The organism is Pseudomonas sp. Soil_N_39 (assembly GCF_057655955.1).
Genome location: NZ_JBDGLI010000018.1, coordinates 19100 through 44451 on the forward strand (window position 1 = coordinate 19100; position 25352 = coordinate 44451).

Below are 25352 nucleotides of genomic sequence, written 5' to 3' on the forward strand. Positions count from 1 at the left end.
CCCGCCGCCTTCGCGAGCAAGCCCGCTCCCACATTGGATTTTCAGTGGATGTAAGTCTTGTGCCCAACCCACCCCCTTCTGTGGATAAGTCTGAAGGCATAAAAAAGCCCCGCCTGGCATGACCAGGCGGGGCTTTTTACTGGGCGGTGGAATCAGGCGTGAGGTTTAGGCTCGTGCTCTTTTTCCAAGGCTTCAGTGTGACGCGGCGCGATTTCTTCAGCGGTGTGCTGAGGTTCGTCGAACGTCGGAGCCGATTCAACCGGGGTTTCAGCGACCGGGGCAGGGGCTGCCTCGGCGACTTCTTCCACGACTGGCGCAGGCTCGGCAGCAGGCGCTTGAGCGGCGGCAGCGGCAGCTTGTTCGGCTTCCTTCTGCAGACGCTCGGCTTCACGCTTGCGACGACGCACTTCACGCGGATCGTTCGGCGCGCGGCCATTCGCGGTCAGGGCGCTGGCAGGTGCAGGCTCTTCCACCACTGCGGTGGCTTCGGCAACCACCGGCGCTTCGACCACTGGAGCAGGCTCAACCACTTCTGGCTCGACCGCTTTCACGGGCTCTGGTGCCGGTTCTGGCTCGGCAACGGGGGCCGGTGCGGCTGGCTCGGCGGTCCAGTTGAACGCAGTCTGCTCTTCGCGGACAGGCTCGGGTGCCTTTTCCTCGGCCGGTGCTTCGACGACCGGTTCGGCAGCGACCACTGGAGCCTCGACGACCGGTGCAGGCTCGGCGGCGACTTCAGTTTCAGGCTGGGCTTCAGGGGCCGGTGCGAGTTCCACTTCTGGCGAGGCGGTGGCTTCTACCGGGGTAGTGGCTTCGACCACTGGCGCTTCAACCGGCGCGCTTTCCACTGCAGCGGTGGCGCGTTCGGCTTGTTCGTGAGCCTGGGCTTCGGCCGGGGCGCTGATCGCGCTGCTGGCAACGGCCGCAGTTACGGCCAGGCCGGCGGCCAGGTCCGCAGCGCTTGGCGCTTCGGCGTTCTCGGTGGATTCGGACTCTTCCGAACCTTCGATCACGTTGCCGTTGGCGTCGCGTTGACGCTCACGACGGTTGCTGCGACGACGCTGGCCACGGGAGCGGCGGCGTGGACGATCGCCTTCGGCGGTGTCCTGGCCATCTTCCTGCAGTTGCTCTTCGGCGTTCAGCACTTCTTCTTCGCTGGCTACGGCGGCCGCCTGCTCGGCGCGTGGCTGGCGTTCTTCACGTGGAGGACGCGGTGCGCGTTCTTCACGAGGCTGGCGGGCCGGACGCTCTTCAGCGGTGGCAGCCGCAACGGCCGGGGCGGCATCCAGGGGCTCGCGCAGTTCGCGAACGCGTTCTTCACGCTCGCCACGTGGCTTGCGATCTTCACGCGGTGCGCGTGGTTGACGCTCTTCACGCGGCGGACGCGGTGCGCGTTCTTCGCGGGCTACGGCTGGCGCTTCCTCACGGGCTTCGCGCGGCTGGCGCTCTTCACGCGGCTCACGTGGCGCGCGTTCTTCACGCGGTGCACGTTCTTCGCGAGGCTTGCGCTCTTCGTCGCGACGACCGTTGCGGTTGCGGGTCTGCTGGCGACCGTTGCGGCGTTCTTCGTTGCGGGCAGGGCGCTCGGTAGCGGCAGGCTTGGCGACGACGGCCGGGGCAGCGGGTTCTTCCTTGGTGGCGAACAGGCTGACCAGCGATTTCACCAGGCCTTTGAACAGGCTCGGTTCCGGGGCTGCTGCGGCCGGGGCGGCAACCGGAGCGGCCACTTCGGTCGGAACCGGAGCGTTGGCGCGGGCCGGAGCAGTCTTGACCGCGGCTTCCTGGCGAACCAGGGTGCGAGTGGCGGCGGCCGGCTGGACTTCTTCCACTTCGGCAGCGGCAGCAGCGATTTCGTAGCTGGACTGGTTGGTGTGGGCTTCCGGGCTGTCATCGCGCAGGCGCTGCACTTCGAAGTGCGGCGTCTCGAGGTGATCGTTCGGCAGGATGACGATACGAGCGCGGGTGCGCAGTTCGATCTTGGTGATCGAGTTGCGTTTTTCGTTGAGCAGGAACGCGGCCACCGGGATCGGCACTTGGGCGCGAACTTCGGCGGTGCGGTCTTTCAGGGCTTCTTCTTCGATCAGGCGCAGGATTGCCAGGGACAGCGACTCGACGTCACGGATGATGCCGGTGCCGTTGCAACGCGGGCAAACGATGCCGCTGCTTTCGCCCAGGGATGGACGCAGGCGCTGACGGGACATTTCCAGCAGGCCGAAGCGCGAGATGCGGCCGACCTGTACGCGAGCGCGGTCAGCTTCCAGGCATTCGCGGACTTTTTCTTCCACGGCGCGTTGGTTCTTGGCCGGGGTCATGTCGATGAAGTCGATGACGATCAGGCCGCCGATGTCGCGCAGGCGCAACTGACGGGCGATCTCTTCGGCGGCTTCAAGGTTGGTCTGCAGGGCGGTTTCTTCGATGTCGCTGCCTTTGGTGGCGCGCGCCGAGTTGATGTCGATGGACACCAGGGCTTCGGTCGGATCGATGACGATGGAGCCGCCGGACGGCAGTTCGACGACGCGCTGGAAAGCGGTCTCGATCTGGCTTTCGATCTGGAAACGGTTGAACAGCGGAACGCTGTCTTCGTAGAGCTTGATCTTGCTGGCGTACTGCGGCATCACCTGGCGAATGAAGGTCAGGGCTTCGTCCTGGGCTTCAACGCTGTCGATCAGCACTTCACCGATGTCCTGGCGCAGGTAATCGCGGATGGCGCGGATGATCACGTTGCTTTCCTGGTAGATCAGGAACGGCGCGGAACGATCCAGCGAGGCTTCTTTGATGGCGGTCCACAGTTGCAGCAGGTAGTCGAGGTCCCACTGCATTTCTTCGCTGCTGCGGCCCAGGCCGGCAGTGCGCACGATCAGGCCCATGTCAGCCGGGGCAACCAGGCCGTTCAGGGCTTCACGCAGTTCGTTGCGCTCTTCGCCTTCGATACGGCGGGAGATGCCGCCGGCACGCGGGTTGTTCGGCATCAGGACCAGGTAACGGCCGGCCAGGCTGATGAAGGTGGTCAGGGCGGCGCCCTTGTTGCCACGTTCTTCTTTTTCGACTTGGACGATGACTTCCTGGCCTTCGCTCAGGACGTCCTTGATGTTGACGCGGCCTTCAGGAGCCTTCTTGAAGTATTCGCGGGAGATTTCTTTGAGGGGCAGGAAGCCGTGGCGCTCAGAGCCGAAATCGACAAAGGCAGCCTCAAGGCTTGGTTCGATGCGAGTAATCCGGCCTTTATAGATGTTGGCCTTCTTCTGCTCGCGTGCACCGGATTCGATATCCAGGTCGTAGAGGCGCTGGCCGTCTACCAGTGCAACACGCAACTCTTCGGGTTGAGTTGCGTTAATCAGCATTCTTTTCATGTAGTACCGTCGGTTTCCGGGCTGCCGGAAACGGCGTTCGGCACACACGACTTCTCACGGTCGGTGTCAGGTGCGTCCTGGAGATGGCGAGGCCATTCCAGTGTCCAGCGAGTTCGACCCAATGATGGCGAAGTCGCGACGGACGCGTCCTGCTTGCTGGTACTCAAGCACTCAGTCAGGAGGAGGAATCAACCGGCGTCTGTGGACGAGATGAAGCGTCTAAATATAAGCCTAGTGCTACACAGTCCGACGGTTGTACGTCTCCACCCTACACGTATCCCTGATAATTCGGGTGCTGCCGCGCGCAGAATCCGCAGCGGGTTGGCATTTACCGTGAGCTCCGGAAGGGGAGGTCACGCATCATGGCTAATTTAGGCGTTGTTTCCGAAGCTCTCGCTCGGGGTCGTTCGCAGCTGACTGCACTTTGTGAACTGGCCGTGAATGTGGCGCGCAAGGCGAGTCAAAACTCTGCTTTGCGGCGTATTTCAGGCCTCATGTCACCTGCGCTCGTTACACCTGAAAACTCTACCGTTACGTAGCGAAAGCCCCGTAGGACGGCCTCTCGTCCTCGTGAATTGCGTTGGTCAGGGCCGGTTTTTGACCGCTGGTCCACTGTCCAGCCACTTTTGGCGGCGTTCGCGACTATAGCAGCAATGATTAAGTGCTTCAATTCCATAAAAAATTGTTATGATCGCCGCCATGACAACTACTGCCCCTTCGACCCCTGGCGTTCAACTGCTCGAGGTCTCGCCGGAATATGCCGGCCAACGAATCGATAATTTCCTGCTGGCCCGGCTCAAAGGCGTGCCCAAGACCCTGATCTACCGCATTTTGCGCAAAGGCGAAGTGCGGGTGAACAAAGGTCGGATCAAGCCTGAATACAAGCTCCAGGCCGGTGATATCGTGCGCGTGCCGCCGGTTCGCGTGCCCGAGCGCGATGAGCCGGTGCCCTTGGCCCAGGGCTTGTTGCAACGCCTTGAAGCCTCGATCGTCTACGAAGACAAGGCCCTGATCGTGATCAACAAGCCCGCGGGCATTGCGGTTCACGGCGGCAGCGGCCTGAATTTCGGTGTGATCGAAGCCTTTCGTCAGTTGCGTCCGGACGCCAAGGAGCTGGAGCTGGTCCATCGCCTCGACCGCGATACCTCCGGCCTGCTGATGATCGCCAAGAAACGCAGCATGTTGCGCCATCTGCACGAGCAATTGCGCGGCGACGGCGTCGACAAGCGCTACATGGCGCTGGTGCGTGGCCGCTGGGAAACCTCCATCAAGCAGGTTCGTGCGCCGCTGCTCAAGAGCAACCTGCGTTCCGGCGAGCGCATGGTCGAAGTCAACGAGGAGGGCAAGGAGGCGCTGACGGTGTTCAAGGTCTTGCGCCGTTTCGATGACTTCGCCACCTTGGTCGAGGCCAAGCCGGTGACCGGGCGCACGCACCAGATCCGCGTCCATACCCTGCACGCCGGCCACTGCATTGCCGGTGACAGCAAATACGGCGATGACGATTTCACCAAGGAAATCCGCGATCTGGGCGGCAAGCGCCTGTTTCTCCATGCCTATATGCTTACCGTGCCGTTGCCTGATGGTGGCGAGCTGAAATTGCAGGCCCCGGTGGATGACATGTGGGCCAAGACCGTGGAGCGGTTGAGTGCATCCTGACTACAAATTGCTGATCTTCGATTGGGACGGCACTCTTGCCAATTCCATTGGTCGGATCGTGGAATCGATGCATGTCGCGTCGGATCGCTCGGGGTTTGCCCGGTGCGACGATTTTGCGGTGAAGGGCATCATCGGCTTGGGATTGCCGGAAGCGATTCGCAGTTTGTACCCGGAGATCGACGGCGATGAGCTGGTGGTTTTTCGCCAGCACTATGCCGATCACTACATTGCGCTTGAGGCCGAGCCTTCGCCGTTGTTCGAGGGTGTGGTGGAGACGCTCCGGGCCTTGCGGGCCGAGGGTTACCACTTGGCGGTTGCTACCGGGAAAGCTCGTCGGGGCTTGGATCGGGTATTGAAGTCCCACGGCTGGGAGGATTATTTCGACATCACCCGTGCCGCGGATGAAACCGCCAGCAAGCCGCATCCGCTGATGCTCGAGCAGATCCTGGCGCACTGCAACGTGCGGCCGGAGCAGGCGCTGATGGTGGGGGATTCGTCGTTCGACCTGCAGATGGCGCGCAATGCCGGCATGGGCTCGGTGGCTGTCAGCTATGGGGCTCAGACGATCGAGGCGCTACGGGCGTTCGAGCCGCGACTGGCCATTGATCATTTTCCTGAGTTGCACGCCTGGCTGAGCCAGCGGGCCCTTTAAGTTTTGCTGGGGATTCACGCATGACCGATGAATGGAAAGCACCTGTCAAGGCGAGCGCCGAGAGCGGTGATGACAAAAGCTGGAAGCTGTTGGAAAAAACCTTGCTCGCCAGCGTGCAGGAGCAGCGTCGCTCCCGTCGCTGGGGCATCTTCTTCAAGTTGCTGACCTTTACTTATCTCTTTGCTGCGCTGGCGCTGTTCACGCCGCTGATGGACATGGAGAAAAGCGCCGTCGGCGGTTCGGCGTACACCGCCTTGATCAATATCGAAGGCATGATCGCCGACAAGGAGCCTGCCAGTGCGGACAACATTGTCGGTAGCCTGAGGGCGGCCTTCGAGGATCCGAAGGTCAAGGGCGTGGTGCTGCGTATCAACAGCCCGGGCGGTAGTCCGGTGCAGTCGGGGTATGTTTACGACGAGATCGTTCGGTTGCGCGCATTGCATCCGGATACCAAGGTGTATGCGGTCATTGCCGATCTCGGTGCTTCCGGTGCCTATTACATTGCCAGTGCGGCGGACCAGATCTATGCCGACAAGGCCAGCCTAGTGGGCTCCATTGGCGTGACGGCAGCCGGCTATGGCTTTGTCGGGACCATGGAGAAGCTGGGTGTGGAGCGTCGGGTGTATACCTCCGGCGAGCATAAATCCTTCCTGGATCCGTTTCAGCCACAGAAGCCTGAAGAAACCGCTTTTTGGCAGGGCGTGCTCGACACGACTCACAAACAATTCATTGCCAGCGTCAAGAAGGGTCGAGGTGAGCGCCTGAAGGATAAGGAGCATCCGGAACTGTTCTCTGGGTTGGTCTGGTCGGGGGAGCAGGCATTGCCGCTTGGCCTGATCGACGGCTTGGGCAGTGCCAGTTCGGTGGCGCGGGATGTGATCGGTCAGAAGGACCTGGTGGACTTCACGATCGAAGAGTCACCGTTCGATCGCTTCTCGAAAAAGCTGGGAGCGAGCATCGCCGAGCATCTGGCGATGTGGATGGGGTTCCAGGGGCCGGCGTTGCGCTAGCTTCTCATTTCGCGCGATCTTCTGTGGCGAGGAGATTGCTGTGGGAGCAAAGCTTGCTCGCGATGAGCGATAACTCGGCTGGCCTGTATCGTCACGGCGCCTGCATCGCGGGCAAGCCTTGCTCCCACAAATGAATCTCTTCGCCATGCGTGTATGTTGGGTCAGGGAACCTGCACACCCTCGGCCTGCAACATATCCACAAGACGAATCAGCGGCAGCCCGATCAGGCTGGTGGCGTCCGGCCCTTCGGTGCTCTGGAACAGGCTTACGCCCAGCCCCTCGGCTTTGAAGCTGCCGGCGCAGTCGTAGGGTTGCTCGGCGCGCAGGTAGCGTTCGACGCGCTCTGGGTCCAGGGTGCGCATATTGACGGTAAACGGAACGCAATCGACCTGGCAGGCGCCGGTCTGGCTGTTGAGTAGCGCCAGGCCGGTCAGGAACGTGACCCTGGCGCCGCTGGCGGCCAGCAGTTGTTCGCGTGCATTCTCGAAGGTGTGGGGCTTGCCCAGGATGCGCTCGCCAAGCACGGCGACCTGATCTGAGCCGATGATCAGATGCCCCGGATGGCTGCCGGCCAGTGCCAGGGCTTTTTCCCGGGCCAGGCGTTTGACCAGTTCGAGGGCGTGCTCGCCGGGGTGCTGGCTTTCGTCGATATCAGGTGAGCTGCAGACGAACGGCAGTCCCAGGCGGGCGAGCAATTCCCGACGATAGACCGAGCTTGAGGCAAGTAATAAAGGCAGCATGGACATCTCCAGAAGGCAGGCACGAATTCTAGCGAGGCATGCAAGTGACGGACAGGGCTGAATTTCCTTTGACATGGCCGGGGGCATCCCTATAATGCTGCGCCTATGTTGAATGACCCGATTCCACCTCACGTTGACCCGCGCAAATTGGCTGACCGTGGCACCACCCTTCAAGGTGAGCTGCTGCTGGCCGATTTGAAGAGACTCTGCGACCCGCTTTCCGACGATGTCGGTACGGTCCAGGCCAAATTCGTTTTTGAACGAGATGAACGTAAATCTGTGGTTATCCACAGCTTTATCGACACTGAAGTCAAAATGGTTTGCCAGCGTTGTCTTGAGCTGGTCACCCTGCCGATCCACAGCGAATGCAGTTACGCCGTGGTGAAGGAGGGTGCGAATACCCAGTCGTTGCCGAAAGGTTATGACGTGCTGGAACTGGGCGAAGATCCATTGGATCTGCAGTCACTGATCGAGGAGGAGCTTCTGCTCGCCTTGCCCATTGTGCCTGCTCATCATCCGGAAGAATGCCAGCAGCCGGCGGGAGCAGATGAGCCCGAACCGAGCGAGGACGAGGTAACGCGGTCCAACCCGTTCAGTGTATTGGCGCAGTTAAAGCGTGACCCAAACGTTTAGGAGTTAATCAATTATGGCTGTTCAGCAGAACAAAAAATCCCGCTCTGCCCGTGACATGCGCCGTTCGCACGACGCTCTCGAGGCTAGCACCCTGTCCGTAGAAAAGACCACCGGTGAAGTTCACCTGCGTCACCACGTATCGCCAGAAGGCGTATACCGTGGTCGTAAAGTGATCGACAAGGGCGCCGACGAGTAATCACTTGTCCGCTCAAGTCATCGCGATTGACGCAATGGGCGGGGACTTCGGTCCCCGCAGCATTGTTCAGGCCAGCCTTGCTTGTCTGAATGCTACACCCTCGCTGCACCTGACCCTCGTCGGTCAATCCCCCCTCCTGGAAGACATGCTCAGCGGCCAATCGGCTGTGGATCGCGCGCGCCTGACGATTGTCCCGGCGTCCGAAATCATCACCATGGACGAAAAGCCGGCCCAGGCCCTGCGCGGCAAGCCTGACGCCTCGATGCGGGTGGCCCTTGAGCTGCTGCGCGATGGTAAGGTCCAAGCCTGCGTCAGCGCCGGCAATACCGGTGCGCTGATGGCGCTGTCGCGCTACGTACTCAAGACCTTGCCGGGGATCGACCGGCCCGCGATGGTGGCGGCGATCCCGACCCAGCGTGGTTTCTGTCAGTTGCTCGACCTGGGGGCCAACGTCGATTGCAGTGCCGAACATTTGCTGCAATTTGCGGTGATGGGCTCGGTCGCGGCTGAAACCCTGGGCATCGTGCGTCCTCGCGTGGCGTTGCTGAACATCGGCACTGAAGACATCAAGGGCAACCAGCAGGTCAAGCTGGCGGCCACGTTGTTGCAGGCTGCGCGGGGTATCAACTACATCGGTTTCGTCGAAGGTGATGGCTTGTACCGTGGCGAGGCCGATGTGGTGGTCTGTGATGGCTTCGTGGGCAATATCCTGCTCAAGTCCAGCGAGGGGCTGGCCACCATGATCGGCCAGCGCATCGAGACCTTGTTCAAGCAAAGCCTCGCCTCGCGGGTGGTCGGCGCCCTGGCGCTGCCGTTGATGCGCCGGTTGCAGGCGGACCTGGCGCCGGCACGACACAACGGTGCGAGTTTTCTCGGGCTGCAAGGGATCGTGATCAAGAGTCACGGGTCGGCGGGCGTGCAGGGTTTTCAAAGTGCGATCAACCGAGCGGTGATCGAGATCCAGGAGAACCTGCCGGAGCGCTTGCACGGTCGCCTCGAGGATTTGTTAACTTAGGCATTTTCGTCCGACAATGCTTAAATGTGACCGGTCGGTTCAACCCGCCATCCAACTTGCAGTTTGCTAGCGCCCCCAGGGGCGTCAATTTTTGACGACAAGATCATTAGGGGCTTTGTTTTCATGTCTGCTTCCCTCGCATTCGTCTTTCCAGGGCAGGGCTCGCAGTCCCTCGGCATGCTGGCCGAGCTGGGCGCGCAATACCCGCTGGTCCTCGAAACATTCAAAGAAGCTTCCGATGCGCTCGGCTATGACTTGTGGGCACTGACCCAACAAGGGCCGGAAGAGCAGCTCAATCAAACCGATAAAACCCAACCGGCCATTCTCACCGCCTCGATCGCCTTGTGGCGCCTGTGGCTGGCTGAAGGCGGCGCGCGCCCGGCGTTCGTTGCCGGTCACAGCCTGGGCGAATACAGCGCCCTGGTGGCCGCCGGCAGCCTGAGCCTGGGTGCCGCGGTGAAACTGGTGGAGCGTCGTGGCCAGTTGATGCAAGAAGCCGTTCCGGCCGGGCAGGGCGGCATGGCCGCGATCCTCGGCCTGGAAGACGCCGATGTACTGGCCGCCTGTGCCGAAGCGGCGCAAGGCGAAGTGGTCAGCGCAGTGAACTTCAACTCCCCGGGCCAGGTGGTCATCGCCGGTGCCAAGGCGGCGGTCGAGCGCGCCATCGAGGGCTGCAAGGCCCGTGGTGCCAAGCGCGCCATGCCACTGCCGGTCAGCGTACCGTCGCACTGTGAACTGATGCGTCCGGCCGCCGAACGCTTTGCCGAATCCATCGCTGCCATCGATTGGCAGGCTCCGCAGATTCCCGTGGTGCAGAATGTCAGTGCCAGCGTGGCGCCGGATCTCGAGACCCTCGAGCGCGATCTGCTGGAGCAACTCTACAAGCCGGTTCGCTGGGTCGAATCGGTACAGACCCTGGCAGCCAAGGGCGCGACCGAACTGGTCGAATGCGGTCCTGGCAAAGTGCTGGCAGGCCTGAACAAACGCTGCGCCGAAGGCGTGTCGACTTCCAACCTCAATACCCCAGACGCTTTCGCTGCCGCCCGTGCAGCGCAGGCCTGAACAGGAGAAGCTTGCATGAGTCTGCAAGGTAAAGTTGCACTGGTGACCGGTGCAAGCCGTGGCATCGGCCAGGCCATTGCCCTGGAACTGGGTCGTCAAGGCGCCATCGTTATCGGCACCGCGACTTCCGCTTCGGGCGCCGAGCGTATCGCCGCGACCCTGAAGGAAAACGACATTCAGGGCACCGGCCTTGAGCTGAACGTCACCAGCGACGAATCCGTTGCGGCGGTGTTGGCAAGCATTCAGGAGCAGTTCGGCGCGCCGGCGATCCTGGTCAATAATGCCGGTATCACCCGTGATAACCTGATGATGCGCATGAAAGATGACGAATGGTTCGACGTCATCGACACCAACCTGAACAGTCTGTACCGGCTGTCCAAGGGCGTTCTGCGTGGCATGACCAAGGCTCGTTGGGGTCGAATTATCAGTATCGGCTCGGTTGTGGGTGCCATGGGCAACGCAGGCCAAGTAAACTATGCTGCGGCGAAGGCCGGTCTGGAAGGTTTCAGCCGTGCGCTGGCGCGTGAAGTGGGTTCGCGCTCGATTACGGTAAACTCGGTTGCACCGGGGTTCATCGACACCGACATGACCCGTGAACTGCCGGAAGCACAGCGCGAAGCCTTGTTGACACAGATTCCGCTGGGTCGTCTGGGGCAAGCTCAAGAAATCGCGTCCGTGGTCGCTTTTCTTGCGTCGGACGGTGCGGCATACGTGACCGGGGCTACAATCCCGGTGAACGGCGGGATGTACATGAGTTAAATGTGACGGATTGCTTCAAAAAAATGTCATACGAGCTGTCTAAAATCCGTTATAAAGCTGCAATCAATTTATAGACGGCGGGCCGCTGGGTTTGAGGAGTGAAGCTTTCGGTTGAAAAACCGAAAAGTTCTTCTATACACTTACCCACCGGCCAGCTGCCTGAATTTGTCCATTAGGAGTGAAAACAAGGTATGAGCACCATCGAAGAGCGCGTCAAGAAAATCGTTGCCGAGCAACTGGGCGTTAAAGAAGAAGAAGTTGTGAACACCGCTTCCTTCGTAGAAGACCTGGGTGCCGACTCCCTTGACACCGTTGAGCTGGTGATGGCTCTGGAAGAGGAATTCGAGACTGAGATTCCTGACGAAGAAGCTGAGAAGATCACTACTGTACAAGCTGCTATCGACTACGTTACCAGCCACCAGGCGTAATCGTTTTTAGTCGTCGCTAGCTGTCATGGAAAAACCGCACTGCCGTCACGGCGTGCGGTTTTTTCTTTAGGCCTGATGCAAAGTCGTCATTAGAAAAAGGAGAGTGCTGTGTCGCGTAGACGCGTCGTAGTCACCGGTATGGGTATGTTGTCGCCACTGGGCACGGATGTGCCGAGCAGTTGGCAGGGCATTCTGGCTGGCCGCAGTGGCATTGGTCTGATCGAACACACTGACCTTTCTGCCTATTCCACCCGTTTTGGCGGCTCGGTAAAGGGCTTCAATGTCGAGGAATACCTGTCGGTCAAGGAAGCCCGCAAGCTCGACCTGTTCATTCAATACGGCTTGGCAGCCGGTTTCCAGGCAGTGCGTAACGCCGGCCTGGAAGTCACCGACGCCAACCGTGAACGCATCGGCGTGGCCATGGGCTCGGGTATTGGCGGCTTGACCAATATCGAAGAAACCAGCCGCACGCTGCACGATTCGGGGCCGCGACGGATTTCTCCGTTCTTCGTGCCGGGCTCGATCATCAACATGATTTCCGGTTTCCTGTCCATCCATCTGGGGGCGCAGGGACCCAACTACGCCATCGCCACGGCGTGTACCACCGGTACCCACTGCATCGGCATGGCCGCGCGCAACATCATGTACGACGAAGCCGACGTGATGATTGCCGGTGGCGCTGAGATGGCCGCTTGCGGTCTCGGCATGGGCGGTTTCGGCGCGTCCCGTGCGCTGTCGACCCGTAATGATGAGCCCGCCCGTGCGAGCCGTCCATGGGACAGGGGCCGCGATGGCTTCGTACTGTCCGACGGTGCCGGTGCGCTGGTGCTCGAGGAACTGGAACACGCCAAGGCGCGTGGGGCGACCATCTATGCCGAGCTGATCGGTTTTGGCACCAGTGGCGATGCGTTCCACATGACCTCGCCACCGGCTGATGGCGCCGGTGCGGCCCGTTGCATCGTCAATGCCTTGCGTGACGCGAAAATCAATGGCGAGCAGGTGCAGTACATCAACGCCCACGGCACTTCGACCCCGGCCGGCGACCTGGCCGAAGCCCAGGCGATCAAGACCGTGTTTGGCGAGCACGCCTACAAGCTGGCGGTCAGCTCGACCAAGTCCATGACCGGTCACCTGCTGGGTGCGGCTGGGGCGGTGGAAGCGATCTTCAGCGTACTGGCGATCAACAGCCAGACGGCGCCGCCGACCATCAACCTCGATGAGCCGGACGACGGCTGCGACCTGGACTTCGTGCCGCACACCGCCCGCAACATGGCGATCGATGTGGTGCTGTCCAACTCCTTCGGCTTTGGCGGGACCAATGGTTCGCTGGTGTTCCGCCGGTTCGCCGGTTGATGGAAAGCTGGGTCGACGGTCAGCCGGCCGACGTCCTGTCGCTGAAAGATCGCGGCCTGGCTTACGGCGATGGGTTGTTCGAAACCATTGCCGTGCACGATGGCAACCTGCTGTTGCTGGAGCGTCACCTGCAGCGCCTGGATGCAGGTTGCCAGCGGCTGGCGCTCAACGTCGACATGAGCGCGTTGAGCGCCGAGTTGGACGCCTACGCCCGCTGCCTGGGCGACGGTGTGCTGAAGCTGATCGTGACCCGTGGCGACGGCCTGCGCGGTTATGCCGCTGATCCATCGGCTCCGGCCAGGCGCATCCTGCAAGGCAGTCCACCGGCCGCTTATCCCGCCGGCCATGCCGAACAAGGCGTCTACCTGTTTCCCTGCACCGTGCGTTTGGCCGAGCAGCCTTTGCTCGCCGGGCTCAAGCACCTCAATCGCCTGGAACAAGTGCTGGCCCGGGCCGAATGGCGCGATGCGCAGTACGCCGAAGGTCTGATGCTGGACGCGTCCGGGCGGGTGATCGAAGGTGTATTCAGCAACCTGTTCCTAGTGCGCGATGGCGTCTTGTTCACGGCGGACCTGAGCCGTTGCGGTGTGGCCGGCGTGATGCGCGCCGAATTATTGTTTCAAGCCAAGTCCCAAGGCATCGCCACCCAAATCACCGACATCCGCCTCGAACAACTGCACCAGGCCGATGAAGTCTTCGTCTGCAACAGCGTTTATGGCGTGTGGCCGGTACGCGGATGCGGTTCGGCGCGCTGGTCGGTTGGCCCGCTCACCCGTAAACTGCAGACCCTTGCCCGTGCGCTATTGGATGTTTGATTCGTGAGACGTAAATTCTTGCTGCTGCTGGAGACCGGACTGGTCCTGGCAGGGCTGTTGTTGGGTGCTTCGGCCTGGAAGATTCATTCGGCGCTGCAACAGCCGCTGAACATCACCCAGGAAGAATTGCTGGACGTGCCCAACGGGACCACCCCGACCGGAACCCTCAAGCGCCTCGAAGCCGATGGCCTGATCAAGGACGCCTTCTGGCTGCGGATCTATTGGCGGTTCAATCTCGCTGGCCAGCCGTTGCATTCCGGGGAATACCGGATGGTACCGGGCATGACCATGGAAGGCCTTATCGCTGTCTGGAAACGCGGCGAAGTGGTTCAGTACAGCGTGACGCTGGTGGAAGGCTGGAATTTCCGCCAGGTGCGCGCCGCACTGGCCAAGGATGAAAAACTCCAGCAGACCCTCACCGACCTGAGCGACAGCCAGGTCATGGAGCGTCTGGGGCATTCGGGGGTATTTCCCGAAGGCCGGTTCTTCCCGGACACCTATCGCTTCGTGCGCGGTACCTCGGATGTCGACCTGCTGAAGAAAGCCTACGACCGCTTGGAGGAGGTGCTCGCCAAGGAGTGGGCACAGCGTTCCGCCGATGTGCCTTATACCTTGCCGTACCAGGCGCTGATCATGGCATCCCTGGTGGAGAAGGAAACCGGCGTGCCCCAGGAGCGCGGGCAAATTGCCGGCGTTTTCGTGCGGCGCATGCGCCTGGGCATGCTGTTGCAGACCGACCCCACGGTGATCTACGGCCTGGGCGAGCGCTACACCGGCAAGCTCACCCGCGCCCATTTGAAAGAAGAAAACCCCTATAACACCTACCTGATCCCGGGCTTGCCGCCGACGCCGATTGCGATGGTGGGGCGTGAAGCAATTCATGCTGCGTTGAACCCGGCGCCGGGCAACAGCCTTTACTTTGTCGCGCGTGGCGATGGCAGCCATGTGTTTTCCGATGACCTGGAATCGCACAACAGCGCCGTGCGCGAGTTCCAGCTCAAGCGCCGTGCCGACTATCGCTCCAGCCCGGCCCCGGCAACGCCGGACGAGCAGATGCCGATCCCGGCGGCATCACCCGACACGGCCCCTGAACCGGACGCCAGCGAGCCACTGAGCCCGCAATGACTTTGATTAAGGATCGCCCCGTGACTGGCTTGTTTATAACGCTGGAAGGCCCGGAAGGCGCCGGCAAGAGCACCAACCGCGAATACCTGGCCGAACGCCTGCGGGCCGCCGGCATCGAGGTGGTATTGACCCGCGAGCCGGGCGGTACGCCGCTGGCCGAGCGCATTCGCGAGGTACTGCTGGCACCCCTCGAAGAAGTCATGAACCCTGACACTGAGCTGCTGCTGGTGTTCGCTGCCCGGGCGCAGCACCTGGCCGAGGTGATTCGCCCGGCGCTGGCCCGTGGCGCCGTGGTGCTCTGCGATCGTTTTACCGATTCGACCTACGCCTACCAGGGCGGCGGCCGGGGCTTGTCCGTGGAGCGCATCGCCGCGCTGGAAACCTTCGTCCAGGGTGACCTGCGACCAGACCTGACCCTGGTGTTCGACCTGCCGGTGGAAATCGGCCTGGCCCGCGCCAGCGCCCGTGGCCGGCTGGATCGTTTCGAGCTGGAGGGCCAGGATTTCTTCAACGCCGTGCGCAATGCCTTCCTGGGGCGCGCCAAGGCCGATCCGGCGCGTTACCTGCTGATCGATGCCGCGCAGCCGCTGACCCAGGTCCAGCAGTCTCTGGATGGCTTGCTGCCGCGTTTGTTGGAGCGTGTCCGTGGCTGAAGCCTATCCCTGGCAAGACGGTCTCTGGCAGCAACTGGCCGGTCGTGCCCAGCATGCCCACGCTTACCTGCTGCACGGCCCGGTCGGCATCGGCAAGCGGGCACTGGCCGAACGCCTGATGGCCAGCCTGCTGTGCCAGCGCCCGGGTGTCTCGAACGCCTGTGGTGAATGCAAGTCCTGCCTGCTGCTCAAGGCCGGCAGCCATCCCGACAATTACGTGCTGGAGCCGGAAGAGGCGGACAAGGCGATCAAGGTCGACCAGGTCCGGGACCTGGTCAGCTTCGTGGTCCAGACCGCGCAGATGGGCGGGCGCAAAGTGGTGCTGATCGAGCCGGTCGAGTCGATGAACATCAACGCCGCCAACGCCTTGCTCAAGAGCCTCGAAGAACCTTCCGGCGATACCGTGCTGCTGCTGGTCAGCCACCAACCGAGTCGCTTGCTGCCGACCATCAAGAGCCGCTGCGTGCAACAGGCCTGTCCGCTGCCGAGCGAGGCGATGAGCTTGCAGTGGCTGGCCCGGGCCTTGCCTGACAACACCGATGAAGAGCGTGTCGAGCTGTTGACCCTCGCGGCCGGTTCGCCCCTGGCGGCTGTCAGCCTTCAGGCCCAAGGTGTGCGCGAACAGCGGGCCTTGGTGGTGGATGGGGTGAAGAAACTGCTCAAGCAGCAACAATCCCCCACGCAGTTGGCCGAGGGCTGGAACGCCATCCCGCTACTCCTGCTGTTTGACTGGTTCTGCGACTGGTCGAGCCTGATCCTGCGTTACCAGTTGACTGAGGATGAGGCCGGCCTTGGGTTGGCGGACATGCGCAAGGTGATCCAGTACCTGGCGCAAAAAAGCAGCCAGGATAAAATCTTGAACATCCAGGACTGGATTCTTGCCCAACGTCAGAAGGTGCTGAGCAAGGCGAACCTCAATCGGGTGCTGTTGCTCGAGGCGCTGTTGGTGCAGTGGGCGAGTTTGCCTGGTCGAAACTGACAGACACGGCCTAGACTGAGCTCAACCGTAGCGGAGATCAGCATGAACGAACCTGTCAGCCCCGGACCACGCAACGGCATCCTGTCCCTGACCATCAAGGACAAGTCGGTGCTTTACGCCGCCTACATGCCCTTCATCAAGAACGGCGGCCTGTTCATTCCGACCAACAAGAATTATCGCTTGGGCGACGAAGTGTTCATGCTGTTGAGCCTGATGGATGAGTCGGAGAAAATCCCGGTCGCCGGCAAGGTGATCTGGCTGACCCCCAAGGGCGCCCAGGGCAATCGGGCCGCCGGCGTGGGCGTGCAGTTCAACGACGGCGACAATTCGGCCCGCAATCAGATCGAAACCCACTTGGCCGGCTCCCTGAAGTCCGACCGTCCCACCCATACGATGTAGCCTGGCCTTTTATGCTTGTAGATTCCCATTGTCACCTTGACCGTCTCGACCTCGCTGCCCATGGCGGTTCCCTGGATGCTGCGCTGGACGCGGCCCGTGAGAGGGGTGTGGGGCACTTCCTGTGCATCGGCGTCAGCGCCGACAACGCCGCCGACGTCAAGGCCTTGGCCGAACGTTATGCCGATGTCGATTGTTCGGTCGGCGTCCACCCGCTGGACGTCCAGCCCGACGCCGCGCCGGCGCTCGATTGGCTGTTGCGTGAGCTCGATCATCCACGGGTGGTCGCCATTGGCGAAACCGGCCTGGACTATCACTACGAGCCGGAAGCTGCCGACGTGCAGCAAGCCTCGTTCCGGCTGCACTTGGAGGCCGCCCGGCAGACCGGCAAGCCGGTGATCATCCACACCCGCGGCGCCCGTGCCGACACCTTGGCCTTGCTGCGTGATGCCGCGTTGCCCCAGGCCGGAGTGCTGCATTGCTTCACCGAAGACTGGAACATGGCCAAGGCCGCCCTGGACATGGGCTATTACATTTCCTTGTCCGGGATTGTCACGTTCCGCAATGCCGATGCCCTGCGGGACGTTGCCAGCAAAGTACCGGCTGATCGGTTGCTGGTGGAGACCGACTCGCCTTACCTGGCGCCGATCCCGTATCGCGGCAAGCCGAACCTTCCGCAATACGTACGCGAAGTGGCAGAATTTCTGGCGATGTTGCGCGGTGAGTCCTACGAGCGGTTTGCCGAGCAGACGACGGAAAACTTTAAGCAATTGTTTCCGCTGGCTCACGTCCGTCCGGTGAATGCCTGAATTTCATGCAAAAAAAACCCGGGTTCTGGGGGGTGAATCCGGGTTAAGACCATTAGGAGTAAAACAAAGGCACGCGGTCCGTTGGTACCTTTATCAGCGCGTCACTTGGGGGAGATGTCGCGCCGACAGTTCAAGTATTGATCAGTATGCCAACCCGTCCAGTCTGGCCGGGGTGGTTTTTAAACAAATTTGGAATACGCTCGCTTCGGATAAGTTCTCACTGTCGCCAAAGCTCGCCAGCGCGGCGCATTGGCGCGGGAAAAGGCGAGCCGGGGGTGTACGGTTTTGTGAAGAACAGTGGCCGAGAACGGATGATCCGTGCATTTTTGCGTAAGTTAGGCATAATACCCGGCTTCGAATTTTGACCCTTCAGACCTTTTTCTTATGCACAAAGAACCCCGTAAGGTCCGTGAGTTTCGCCGCCGCGAGCAGGAAATTCTCGACACCGCGCTCAAGTTGTTCCTCGACCAGGGTGAAGACAGTGTCACCGTCGAGATGATTGCGGATGCCGTGGGTATCGGCAAAGGCACGATTTATAAACATTTCAAATCCAAGGCGGAGATCTACCTGCGCCTGATGCTCGACTACGAGCGCGATTTGAACGAGCTGCTGCATTCGGCCGATGTGGACAAGGACAAGGAGGCCCTGTCCCGGGCGTACTTCGAGTTCCGCATGCGCGACCCGCAGCGCTACCGCTTGTTCGACCGTTTGGAAGAGAAGGTGGTCAAGGGCAACCAGGTGCCGGAGATGGTCGAGGAGCTGCACAAGATCCGCGCCTCCAACTTCGAACGCCTGACCCTGCTGATCAAGGGCAGGATCAGTGAAGGCAAGCTCGAGGACGTTCCGCCTTATTTCCACTACTGCGCTGCCTGGGCGTTGGTGCACGGCGCGGTGGCGCTGTATCACTCGCCGTTCTGGAGCAACGTGCTGGAAGACCAGGAAGGTTTCTTCCAGTTCCTGATGGACATTGGCGTGCGTATGGGTAACAAGCGCAAGCGCGATACCGACCACCCGAGCAGTTGACTGGCCGCACAGGCAACAAGACATTCAGCTGCCTTATTGCGCCATGTCCGCTTACATGGCGCAGTGCCCCAGTAATATACTCAGGCTTGGGTCTTGCGAAATCTTGATTTCTAGGTCAATTTTCGTGAGTCCGTTTTTTCTCATGCCGGAGTGATCCATGATCGTTGACCGTCAAGGCAGGCGTTTCCGTAATCTACGGATCAGCCTGACCTCAGCCTGCAATTATGCCTGTACCTACTGCGTGCCTGATGGCAAGCGGTTGGTGGCTGCGCAGGATGAACTGTCGGCCGACGCCATGGCGCGCGGCGTGGCCTATTTGATCGAGGCGGCCGGTATCGAGCGGCTGCGCATCACGGGCGGCGAGCCGCTGGTCAGCCCCAAGCTCGAGCGTTTCATGACGGCGGTGGGGCAGATGGGCCTGGAAGACATCAGCCTGACCACCAACGGCCAGTTGCTGGCGAAAAAACTGCCTTTGCTGGTAGACGCCGGTATCCGTCGCATCAATGTTTCCCTCGACACCCTGGACCCCGCTGCGTTTCGCAGTATCGCCCGTGGCGGTGACCTGGCGACCGTGCTCGACGGCATGGAACAGGCCCGGGCCGCCGGGCTGAAGATCAAGGTCAACATGGTGCCGTTGCGCGGGCAGAACCTGGACCAGGTGATGCCTTTGCTCGAATACTGCCTGGAACGTGGCTATGAGTTGCGTTTCATCGAGTTGATGCGCATGGGCCACCTGGCCAGCGACTCCAATGCCTTCCTGCAGCAGTTCGTCAGCCTCCAGCAATTGCTCAGCCTGATCGGCGATCAATACGAATACCTGCAAGCCAACGCGCCGGTGGATGCCACGGCGGTGCGCTATGAGATACCGGGGCTGGGGCACTTTGGCGTGATCGCCAACGAAAGCGTGCCTTTTTGCCGTACCTGTTCGCGACTGCGGTTGTCTTCCACGGGCTGGCTGCACGGCTGCCTGTCGTCGAGTAACCGTCACTTCGTCGGCGACCTCCTGGACAAGCCTCGCCACCAGGCCCTGCCGGCGCTTCAGCGCTTGCTGGTCAAGGCCTTGGGGGACAAGCAGGAAGTGGCGTTCTCCGGTGGCGCGACCATCATGAAGATCATCGGCGGCTGATCTATTGCTATCGCGGGCAAGCCTTGCTCCCACAAGTACGACGCTTACCATGTGGGAGCAAGGCTTGCCCGCGATAGCAATTTCCCATTCACTTGGGTTCGTCTGCCCCCCATCTTGATGAGCTGGCGCAAAAGCTGCATCCCACGACCATTCGCCGGTTTTCCGACACCGGTTTTTGGAGGGTAGGATGCGTAGCCTGGTTTTACTGCTGGCCGTTTTGGCGCTTGGCGGTTGCATGAATGTCAGCGACATGGGAGAGGGCGTTCGTTATCACATGAGCGACGCCGGCCTGCTGGACCATAGCGACAGCCGTCGGGTGAACAACCTGCGTATCCAGCCCGACTCGTTCATCTACATCGCCCAGGGCGCCTTCGCTCCGCCGGGCAGTGCCTATCCGCGTCCCAACGTCGTGGCCGAAGAAGCCTTCAATGGCTTCATCGAATATTTCCCCATGGTCCGTCGCGCCCGTGTTCCCGAAGGCCTCGACCAAGCCATGGGCGAAGCCCGTGCCGCCGGTGCCCATTACCTGCTGTACACCCGCTTCGCCAAGGCTGACAACCGCATCGGCAACACTGACGAATGGCAGGATGAAGAAGCCGTGGATCGCCTGGGTGTCGATACCAGCGTGATTCAAATCATGTTGATCGAGACCAGCACCCAGTATTTGATTGATACTGCACGAATCAAGAGTCGTGGCGGTTTACTGACGTTGCACGACAAACAGCCCCAAGACCTCATCGCCCCGCCGTTGCGTGAATATGCCCGTAGCCTGTTGGGGATGAGTGACGAGTAATTACAAGGAGTCACCATGAGCGGACCGCAAAAAGCCAATGACTTGCTGGGGCAGATCCCCAAGACCAAAGGCCTGCCGCCGGTCCACTTGTGGAACCCTGACTTCTGCGGTGACATCGACATGCGCATCGCCCGGGACGGTACTTGGTATTACCTGGGCACGCCCATCGGGCGAAAGCCGATGGTCAAGCTGTTCTCCACCATCATCCGCCGCGACGGCGATGATTACTTCCTGATTACCCCTGTGGAAAAAGTTGGCATCAAGGTCGACGACGCGCCGTTTGTGGCCGTGACCCTTGAGGTCGAAGGGCAGGGGGAAGGGCAGTTGTTGCGTTTCACCACCAATGTCGAGGAAATCACTGAGGCCGGCGCCGAGCACCCGTTGCGGGTGGTGATCGATCCCCAGACCCAGGAACCGGCGCCCTACGTGCATGTGCGCAGCAATCTCGAAGCGCTGGTCCATCGCAATGTGTTCTACCAACTGGTGGAGCTGGCGGTCAGCCGCGAGATCGACGGGCAGCGTTGGTTGGGCGTGTGGAGCGGCGGCGAGTTTTTCCCCATCGGCCTGGAGCCCTGATCCTCTGTAGGAGCGGTGGTTGATCCAACACCTGTGTTGGCTGGATGATCGCTATCGCGAGCAAGCTCGCTCCCACAGTGAATTTGGGGTGCCTGCAATATCTGTGGGCGCCACCAAACCCTGTGGGAGCGAGCTTGCTCGCGATGACGGCAGCATTATCAACATCTCCTGAGCTGACCCACCGCTATCGGCTCGCTCCCCCAGGTGGGCTGCGTAAAAATTAAAATTGACACCCAATCGTATGATGATTAGCGTGGGCCTCCAATAAGAGTGGCCCGCGGGGTTTTCATGTCCAGCAGTTTTCATGCGTCGACCGTCGATTGGCTGGGGGGCTGGATAGCCGCCGGCCAGGTCAAGCCTGGGCAAACCATCAAGGTCGAGGCGGACTTGGGCGAGCAACTGGGCGTCAGTCGCACGGTGATTCGCGAGGCGATCAAGACCCTGGTCGCCAAAGGCATGCTGGAAGTCGGGCCGAAAGTCGGCACGCGGGTGTTGCCGGTGCGCCGTTGGAACCTGTTCGATCCCCAAGTGGTGGGCTGGCTGTCACGCAGCGGCCTGCCGGAAAACTTCGTCGATGACTTGCTGGACCTGCGCCGTACCATCGAGCCCATGGCGGTGCGCTGGGCCTGCGAGCGGGCCACCGCCGATCAGGTGCAGGCGATCCGCCTGGCCTACCATGCGCTGGAGCGGGCGGTGGACAGCGGCGCCGATTACAACCGCGCCGACCAGTTTTTCCATGAGTGCATCCTGGCCGCCAGCCATAATCAATTCATCGAACAAATGGTCCCGGCCCTGGGGGCGCTGCTGGCGGTGTCGTTCGAGGTGTCGGCGGCCGACCCCGATGAACTGCGCCGCACCTTGCCCATCCACAAGGACATCGCCGACGCCATCGCCGCCCGTGACGCGGCGCGTGGCGTCTGGGCCTGCATGACCCTGATCGATAACGCTGACCTGGCGATCAAACGCTTTTACCCCAATGTCATGGCCGGTCGAACAGACGCCGCCGGGCAAGCCGGGAACGGGAGGTTTCAATGAAGTGGACGGCTGTGACGGAACACCGGGCGAGGTTGGGCGAAGGACCCTTCTGGGATGCGCCGACCCAAGCGTTGTATTGGGTCGATATTGCCGGCAAGCAGGCCCTGCGGCTGATCGGCGCCAATGTGGAGATCTGGCAGATGCCCGAGCATGTCTCCGCCTTCATACCGACCCAGAATGGCGACGCCTTGGTGACCCTGAGTAGCGGTGTCTACCGCCTCGATCTTGATTCGCCGGGCCTGGAACCGCGCCTGACGCTGCTGCGCATGGCTGACCCCCAGCCCGGCAATCGCGCCAACGAGGCCCGTTGCGACCCCCTGGGTCAACTCTGGCTTGGCACCATGCAGAACAACATTGGTGCCGAAGGCGAGGACTTGCCGATCGAGCACCGCTCCGGCGGCCTGTTTCGCATCGGGAGTGATGGCCGGGTCCAGCCTCTGTTGCGCGGGCTGGGCATTCCGAACACCTTGCTCTGGAGCCCTGATGGCACCACGGTGTATTTCGGCGACAGCCTGGATGGCACGTTGTATCGGCACTTTATTTACCCGGAAGGCAACCTGGCGCCTGCCGAGGTCTGGTTCGGCCCGCATCCGCGTGGCGGTCCGGATGGCTCGGCGATGGATGCCCGAGGCTATATCTGGAACGCCCGCTGGGACGGCAGTTGCCTGCTGCGGCTGACCCCGAATGGCCAGGTCGATCGGGTGATCGAACTGCCCGTCAGCCGCCCGACCAGTTGTGTGTTCGGCGGTGAAGACCTCAAGACGTTGTACATCACCAGCGCGGCGAGCCCGGTGGGTCATCCGCTGGACGGTGCCGTGCTGTCGATGCGTGTTGACGTGCCGGGCGTGGCGTGTACGAGGTTTGCTGGATGAATCCCAAAATATGGGATGTAAATATATATATTGAGATTGTTTGGCGGCCGGGTTTATAGTCGGCTCCATCGGCAATACGCACTCACACTAAAAAAACAAAACAGGTGAAGTGATGCAACGATCTTTCCCCGTACGCCCCGGTGGCGTACGCCGGCCACTGTTCTTTCAAGCGCCTTCGCGCCGGTCATCCGTGGATGCCCGGTTTTTGTCGTGCCCGCACGCAGGAGCCTTGAGCCATGGCTGAGCCCTTGGTCTTGCCACCCGTGCCGGAGCCACCCAAGGGCGAACGCCTGAAGGACAAGGTCGTGCTGTTGACCGGTGCCGCCCAAGGCATTGGCGAAGCCATCGTCGCGGCGTTCGCTTCGCAACAAGCCCGGCTGGTGATCAGTGATATCCAGGCGCAGAAAGTCGAGGCGGTAGCCGCCCATTGGCGTGAACGCGGCGCTGATGTGCAAGCATTGCAGGCCGATGTGTCGAAGCAGCAGGACTTGCAGGCCATGGCCCGTCGCGCCGTCGAGCTGCACGGTCGCATCGATGTGTTGGTCAACTGCGCCGGCGTCAATGTCTTCCGTGACCCGCTGGAAATGACCGAAGAGGACTGGCGTCGCTGTTTCGCCATCGACCTGGATGGCGCCTGGTACGGCTGCAAGGCGGTGCTGCCACAGATGATCGAGCAGGGCGTGGGCAGCATCATCAACATTGCCTCCGTGCATTCGTCCCACATCATTCCCGGCTGTTTCCCTTACCCGGTGGCCAAGCACGGCCTGCTCGGCCTGACCCGCGCCCTGGGCATCGAATACGCACCCAAAGGGGTACGCGTCAACGCCATCGCCCCGGGTTACATCGAAACCCAACTGAACGTCGACTACTGGAACGGCTTTGCCGATCCCCATGCCGAACGCCAGCGTGCGCTGGATCTGCACCCGCCACGGCGTGTCGGGCAACCGATCGAAGTGGCAATGACGGCCGTGTTCCTGGCCAGTGACGAAGCACCGTTTATCAATGCCTCATGCATCACCATTGATGGAGGACGTTCGGTCATGTACCACGACTGAATATTCCTGGGTTGCAGTGGGAAACTTCGCCTGTAATCCAATCATCATACGATATGACTATTTAGGCCTATGCTGTGTAGCAACTTGATGTAACCGCCCAGCCTGCGCATTTCCACCGTCGGTGGAGCAGACCCTGGACGTTTGGCTTTCAATAAAAAAAACAAGGAGTCAACTATGAAACATCGTCGTGGGATCCGTTCCCTGTGTCGCGCCGCCCTGGCGGTTACCGCAGTCAGCCTCAGCAGCAGCTTGCTGGCGGCCGATCCCGTAAAAATCGGTTTCCTGGTCAAACAGGCTGAAGAGCCTTGGTTCCAGACCGAATGGGCGTTCGCCGAGAAGGCGAGCAAGGACAAAGGCTTTGAGTTGATCAAGATCGCCGTGCCTGATGGCGAGAAGACCCTCTCGGCCATCGACAGCTTGGCCGCCAACGGGGCCAAGGGCTTTGTGATCTGCCCGCCGGACGTATCCCTCGGCCCGGCCATCATGGCCAAGGCCAAGCTCAACGATCTCAAGGTGATTGCCGTGGACGACCGCTTTGTCGACGCCAGCGGCAAGTTCATGGAAGACGTGCCGTACCTGGGCATGGCCGCGTTCGAAGTGGGTCAGAAGCAAGGTCAGGCCATGGCCGCTGAAGCGAAAAAGCGCAACTGGGACTGGAAAAACACCTACGCCGTGATCAGCACCTTCAACGAGCTGGACACCGGCAAGAAGCGCACCGACGGTTCGGTCGATGCCCTGAAGAAGGCCGGGATGCCGGAAGACCACATCCTTTATTCGCCGCTCAAGACCCTCGACGTACCCGGCAGCATGGACTCCGTCAACTCGGCGTTGGTGAAGCTGCCAAGCGGCGCGACCAACCTGATCATCGGCGGCATGAACGACAACACCGTGCTGGGCGGCGTACGCGCCACCGAAGCGGCCGGGTTCAAGGCGGCCAATGTGATCGGTATCGGTATCAATGGCACCGATGCCATCGGTGAATTGAAAAAGCCTAACAGCGGCTTCTTCGGTTCGATGCTGCCAAGCCCGCACATCGAAGGCTACAAGACCGCCGAAATGATGTACGAGTGGATCACCACCGGCAAGGAGCCGCCGAAGTACACCGCCATGGACGAGGTGACGCTGATCACCCGGGAGAACTTCAAGCAGGAGCTGGAAAAGATCGGCCTGTGGAACTGACGGCCGGTTGATTCAAAAGCGGCCCTGGTCACATGAGTGGCGGGGTCGCTTGATCTCTGTAAGTT

The 25352-nt window shown here is 61.1% G+C and carries 26 protein-coding genes; 24 read left to right on the top strand and 2 right to left on the bottom strand.

From position 1 onward, the window contains the following. Positions 1-152 precede the first annotated feature (152 nt). Positions 153-3347, bottom strand: a complete 3195-nt coding sequence (rne, locus tag AC3A5O_RS22850) for a ribonuclease E (protein WP_436278776.1) — start codon at positions 3345-3347, stop codon at positions 153-155. Between the two features lie 699 nt (positions 3348-4046). Here rne and rluC point away from each other — a divergent pair. From rluC to AC3A5O_RS22865, 3 genes are read left to right on the top strand one after another with little or no spacing between them, the layout of a single operon-like run. Beyond that, positions 4047-5003 carry a 23S rRNA pseudouridine(955/2504/2580) synthase RluC gene (gene rluC / locus AC3A5O_RS22855; protein ID WP_060743156.1) on the top strand — a complete coding sequence of 319 codons (957 nt, stop codon included), beginning with the start codon at positions 4047-4049 and terminating at the stop codon, positions 5001-5003. Next, the gene (locus AC3A5O_RS22860) at positions 4993-5655 is read left to right on the top strand and encodes an HAD-IIIA family hydrolase (protein ID WP_305482349.1); all 663 of its coding nucleotides are present in this window, start codon (positions 4993-4995) and stop codon (positions 5653-5655) included. Before rluC ends, AC3A5O_RS22860 begins: the two co-directional genes overlap by 11 nt. Before the next feature lie 20 nt (positions 5656-5675). Next, positions 5676-6665 (top strand): S49 family peptidase, encoded by a 990-nt coding sequence (locus tag AC3A5O_RS22865; protein ID WP_305482350.1) that lies wholly within the window; start codon positions 5676-5678, stop codon positions 6663-6665. Positions 6666-6826: 161 nt separating this feature from the next. Here AC3A5O_RS22865 and AC3A5O_RS22870 read toward each other — a convergent pair whose 3' ends face one another. Continuing rightward, a complete protein-coding gene (locus AC3A5O_RS22870) occupies positions 6827-7405 on the bottom strand; it encodes a Maf family protein (RefSeq protein ID WP_305482351.1) in 579 nt (192 codons plus the stop codon). Positions 7406-7510: 105 nt separating this feature from the next. On the opposite strand from AC3A5O_RS22870, the gene AC3A5O_RS22875 reads away from it, so the two are divergent. The 21 genes from AC3A5O_RS22875 (at position 7511) to AC3A5O_RS22975 (ending at position 25287) form a co-directional block, all read left to right on the top strand. Continuing rightward, a complete protein-coding gene (locus tag AC3A5O_RS22875) occupies positions 7511-8038 on the top strand; it encodes a YceD family protein (RefSeq protein WP_003204262.1) in 528 nt (175 codons plus the stop codon). 13 nt (positions 8039-8051) lie between these two features. Next, entirely contained in the window at positions 8052-8234 is a 183-nt protein-coding gene (gene rpmF / locus AC3A5O_RS22880; RefSeq protein ID WP_003179396.1) for a 50S ribosomal protein L32, read from the top strand. A gap of 4 nt (positions 8235-8238) precedes the next feature. Continuing rightward, positions 8239-9249, top strand: a complete 1011-nt coding sequence (gene plsX, locus AC3A5O_RS22885) for a phosphate acyltransferase PlsX (protein WP_122565890.1) — start codon at positions 8239-8241, stop codon at positions 9247-9249. Positions 9250-9372: 123 nt separating this feature from the next. Then, positions 9373-10311, top strand: a complete 939-nt coding sequence (fabD, locus tag AC3A5O_RS22890) for an ACP S-malonyltransferase (protein ID WP_487753764.1) — start codon at positions 9373-9375, stop codon at positions 10309-10311. 15 nt (positions 10312-10326) lie between these two features. After that, positions 10327-11070 carry a 3-oxoacyl-ACP reductase FabG gene (fabG, locus tag AC3A5O_RS22895; RefSeq protein WP_092168510.1) on the top strand — a complete coding sequence of 248 codons (744 nt, stop codon included), beginning with the start codon at positions 10327-10329 and terminating at the stop codon, positions 11068-11070. A gap of 191 nt (positions 11071-11261) precedes the next feature. Then, entirely contained in the window at positions 11262-11498 is a 237-nt protein-coding gene (acpP, locus tag AC3A5O_RS22900) for an acyl carrier protein (protein ID WP_003175607.1), read from the top strand. A gap of 108 nt (positions 11499-11606) precedes the next feature. Then, complete coding sequence (fabF, locus tag AC3A5O_RS22905) at positions 11607-12851, top strand: beta-ketoacyl-ACP synthase II (protein WP_122565888.1); 1245 nt, start codon at positions 11607-11609, stop codon at positions 12849-12851. Continuing rightward, positions 12851-13666: an aminodeoxychorismate lyase gene (gene pabC, locus AC3A5O_RS22910; RefSeq protein ID WP_487753765.1), complete on the top strand. Its 816-nt coding sequence runs from the start codon at positions 12851-12853 to the stop codon at positions 13664-13666. The genes fabF and pabC overlap by 1 nt, the downstream gene beginning before the upstream one ends. A gap of 3 nt (positions 13667-13669) precedes the next feature. After that, positions 13670-14791 (top strand): endolytic transglycosylase MltG, encoded by a 1122-nt coding sequence (gene mltG, locus AC3A5O_RS22915; RefSeq protein WP_487753766.1) that lies wholly within the window; start codon positions 13670-13672, stop codon positions 14789-14791. A gap of 20 nt (positions 14792-14811) precedes the next feature. Next, positions 14812-15444, top strand: coding sequence for a dTMP kinase (gene tmk, locus AC3A5O_RS22920; protein WP_060743157.1), 633 nt, complete (start codon positions 14812-14814; stop codon positions 15442-15444). After that, on the top strand, positions 15437-16423 hold the full coding sequence (locus tag AC3A5O_RS22925) for a DNA polymerase III subunit delta' (protein WP_487753767.1): 987 nt from the start codon (positions 15437-15439) through the stop codon (positions 16421-16423). Before tmk ends, AC3A5O_RS22925 begins: the two co-directional genes overlap by 8 nt. A gap of 42 nt (positions 16424-16465) precedes the next feature. Then, complete coding sequence (locus AC3A5O_RS22930) at positions 16466-16822, top strand: PilZ domain-containing protein (protein ID WP_122565884.1); 357 nt, start codon at positions 16466-16468, stop codon at positions 16820-16822. 11 nt (positions 16823-16833) lie between these two features. After that, a complete protein-coding gene (locus tag AC3A5O_RS22935; protein WP_305467871.1) occupies positions 16834-17628 on the top strand; it encodes a TatD family hydrolase in 795 nt (264 codons plus the stop codon). Between the two features lie 384 nt (positions 17629-18012). Then, the gene (locus AC3A5O_RS22940; protein ID WP_122565882.1) at positions 18013-18651 is read left to right on the top strand and encodes a TetR/AcrR family transcriptional regulator; all 639 of its coding nucleotides are present in this window, start codon (positions 18013-18015) and stop codon (positions 18649-18651) included. Between the two features lie 157 nt (positions 18652-18808). Further along, complete coding sequence (locus tag AC3A5O_RS22945) at positions 18809-19777, top strand: GTP 3',8-cyclase MoaA (RefSeq protein WP_122565881.1); 969 nt, start codon at positions 18809-18811, stop codon at positions 19775-19777. Between the two features lie 187 nt (positions 19778-19964). After that, on the top strand, positions 19965-20570 hold the full coding sequence (locus AC3A5O_RS22950; RefSeq protein WP_122565880.1) for a DUF4823 domain-containing protein: 606 nt from the start codon (positions 19965-19967) through the stop codon (positions 20568-20570). A gap of 15 nt (positions 20571-20585) precedes the next feature. Further along, entirely contained in the window at positions 20586-21146 is a 561-nt protein-coding gene (locus AC3A5O_RS22955; protein WP_122565879.1) for a DUF1285 domain-containing protein, read from the top strand. Between the two features lie 288 nt (positions 21147-21434). Continuing rightward, positions 21435-22181, top strand: a complete 747-nt coding sequence (locus tag AC3A5O_RS22960; RefSeq protein WP_003204233.1) for a FadR/GntR family transcriptional regulator — start codon at positions 21435-21437, stop codon at positions 22179-22181. After that, positions 22178-23053, top strand: coding sequence for an SMP-30/gluconolactonase/LRE family protein (locus AC3A5O_RS22965; RefSeq protein ID WP_305467868.1), 876 nt, complete (start codon positions 22178-22180; stop codon positions 23051-23053). Before AC3A5O_RS22960 ends, AC3A5O_RS22965 begins: the two co-directional genes overlap by 4 nt. 236 nt (positions 23054-23289) lie before the next feature. Then, positions 23290-24108: an SDR family oxidoreductase gene (locus AC3A5O_RS22970; RefSeq protein ID WP_053186253.1), complete on the top strand. Its 819-nt coding sequence runs from the start codon at positions 23290-23292 to the stop codon at positions 24106-24108. 174 nt (positions 24109-24282) lie between these two features. Continuing rightward, a complete protein-coding gene (locus tag AC3A5O_RS22975; RefSeq protein WP_122565877.1) occupies positions 24283-25287 on the top strand; it encodes a substrate-binding domain-containing protein in 1005 nt (334 codons plus the stop codon). The last annotated feature ends 65 nt before the right edge of the window (positions 25288-25352 follow it).

Bases quoted from the DNA above. Each gene is read 5' to 3' on its own strand.
- AC3A5O_RS22955 (WP_122565879.1), top strand. From the start codon at position 20,586: ATGAGCGGACCGCAAAAAGCCAATGACTTGCTGGGGCAGATCCCCAAG.
- AC3A5O_RS22965 (WP_305467868.1), top strand. From the start codon at position 22,178: ATGAAGTGGACGGCTGTGACGGAACACCGGGCGAGGTTGGGCGAAGGA.
- AC3A5O_RS22940 (WP_122565882.1), top strand. From the start codon at position 18,013: ATGCACAAAGAACCCCGTAAGGTCCGTGAGTTTCGCCGCCGCGAGCAG.
- rpmF (WP_003179396.1), top strand. From the start codon at position 8,052: ATGGCTGTTCAGCAGAACAAAAAATCCCGCTCTGCCCGTGACATGCGC.
- fabG (WP_092168510.1), top strand. From the start codon at position 10,327: ATGAGTCTGCAAGGTAAAGTTGCACTGGTGACCGGTGCAAGCCGTGGC.
- rne (WP_436278776.1), bottom strand. From the start codon at position 3,347: ATGAAAAGAATGCTGATTAACGCAACTCAACCCGAAGAGTTGCGTGTT.
- AC3A5O_RS22865 (WP_305482350.1), top strand. From the start codon at position 5,676: ATGACCGATGAATGGAAAGCACCTGTCAAGGCGAGCGCCGAGAGCGGT.
- pabC (WP_487753765.1), top strand. From the start codon at position 12,851: ATGGAAAGCTGGGTCGACGGTCAGCCGGCCGACGTCCTGTCGCTGAAA.
- AC3A5O_RS22870 (WP_305482351.1), bottom strand. From the start codon at position 7,405: ATGCTGCCTTTATTACTTGCCTCAAGCTCGGTCTATCGTCGGGAATTG.
- AC3A5O_RS22970 (WP_053186253.1), top strand. From the start codon at position 23,290: ATGGCTGAGCCCTTGGTCTTGCCACCCGTGCCGGAGCCACCCAAGGGC.
- AC3A5O_RS22935 (WP_305467871.1), top strand. From the start codon at position 16,834: ATGCTTGTAGATTCCCATTGTCACCTTGACCGTCTCGACCTCGCTGCC.
- acpP (WP_003175607.1), top strand. From the start codon at position 11,262: ATGAGCACCATCGAAGAGCGCGTCAAGAAAATCGTTGCCGAGCAACTG.
- AC3A5O_RS22975 (WP_122565877.1), top strand. From the start codon at position 24,283: ATGAAACATCGTCGTGGGATCCGTTCCCTGTGTCGCGCCGCCCTGGCG.
- AC3A5O_RS22875 (WP_003204262.1), top strand. From the start codon at position 7,511: ATGTTGAATGACCCGATTCCACCTCACGTTGACCCGCGCAAATTGGCT.
- AC3A5O_RS22945 (WP_122565881.1), top strand. From the start codon at position 18,809: ATGATCGTTGACCGTCAAGGCAGGCGTTTCCGTAATCTACGGATCAGC.
- rluC (WP_060743156.1), top strand. From the start codon at position 4,047: ATGACAACTACTGCCCCTTCGACCCCTGGCGTTCAACTGCTCGAGGTC.
- AC3A5O_RS22930 (WP_122565884.1), top strand. From the start codon at position 16,466: ATGAACGAACCTGTCAGCCCCGGACCACGCAACGGCATCCTGTCCCTG.
- AC3A5O_RS22960 (WP_003204233.1), top strand. From the start codon at position 21,435: ATGTCCAGCAGTTTTCATGCGTCGACCGTCGATTGGCTGGGGGGCTGG.
- fabD (WP_487753764.1), top strand. From the start codon at position 9,373: ATGTCTGCTTCCCTCGCATTCGTCTTTCCAGGGCAGGGCTCGCAGTCC.
- AC3A5O_RS22950 (WP_122565880.1), top strand. From the start codon at position 19,965: ATGCGTAGCCTGGTTTTACTGCTGGCCGTTTTGGCGCTTGGCGGTTGC.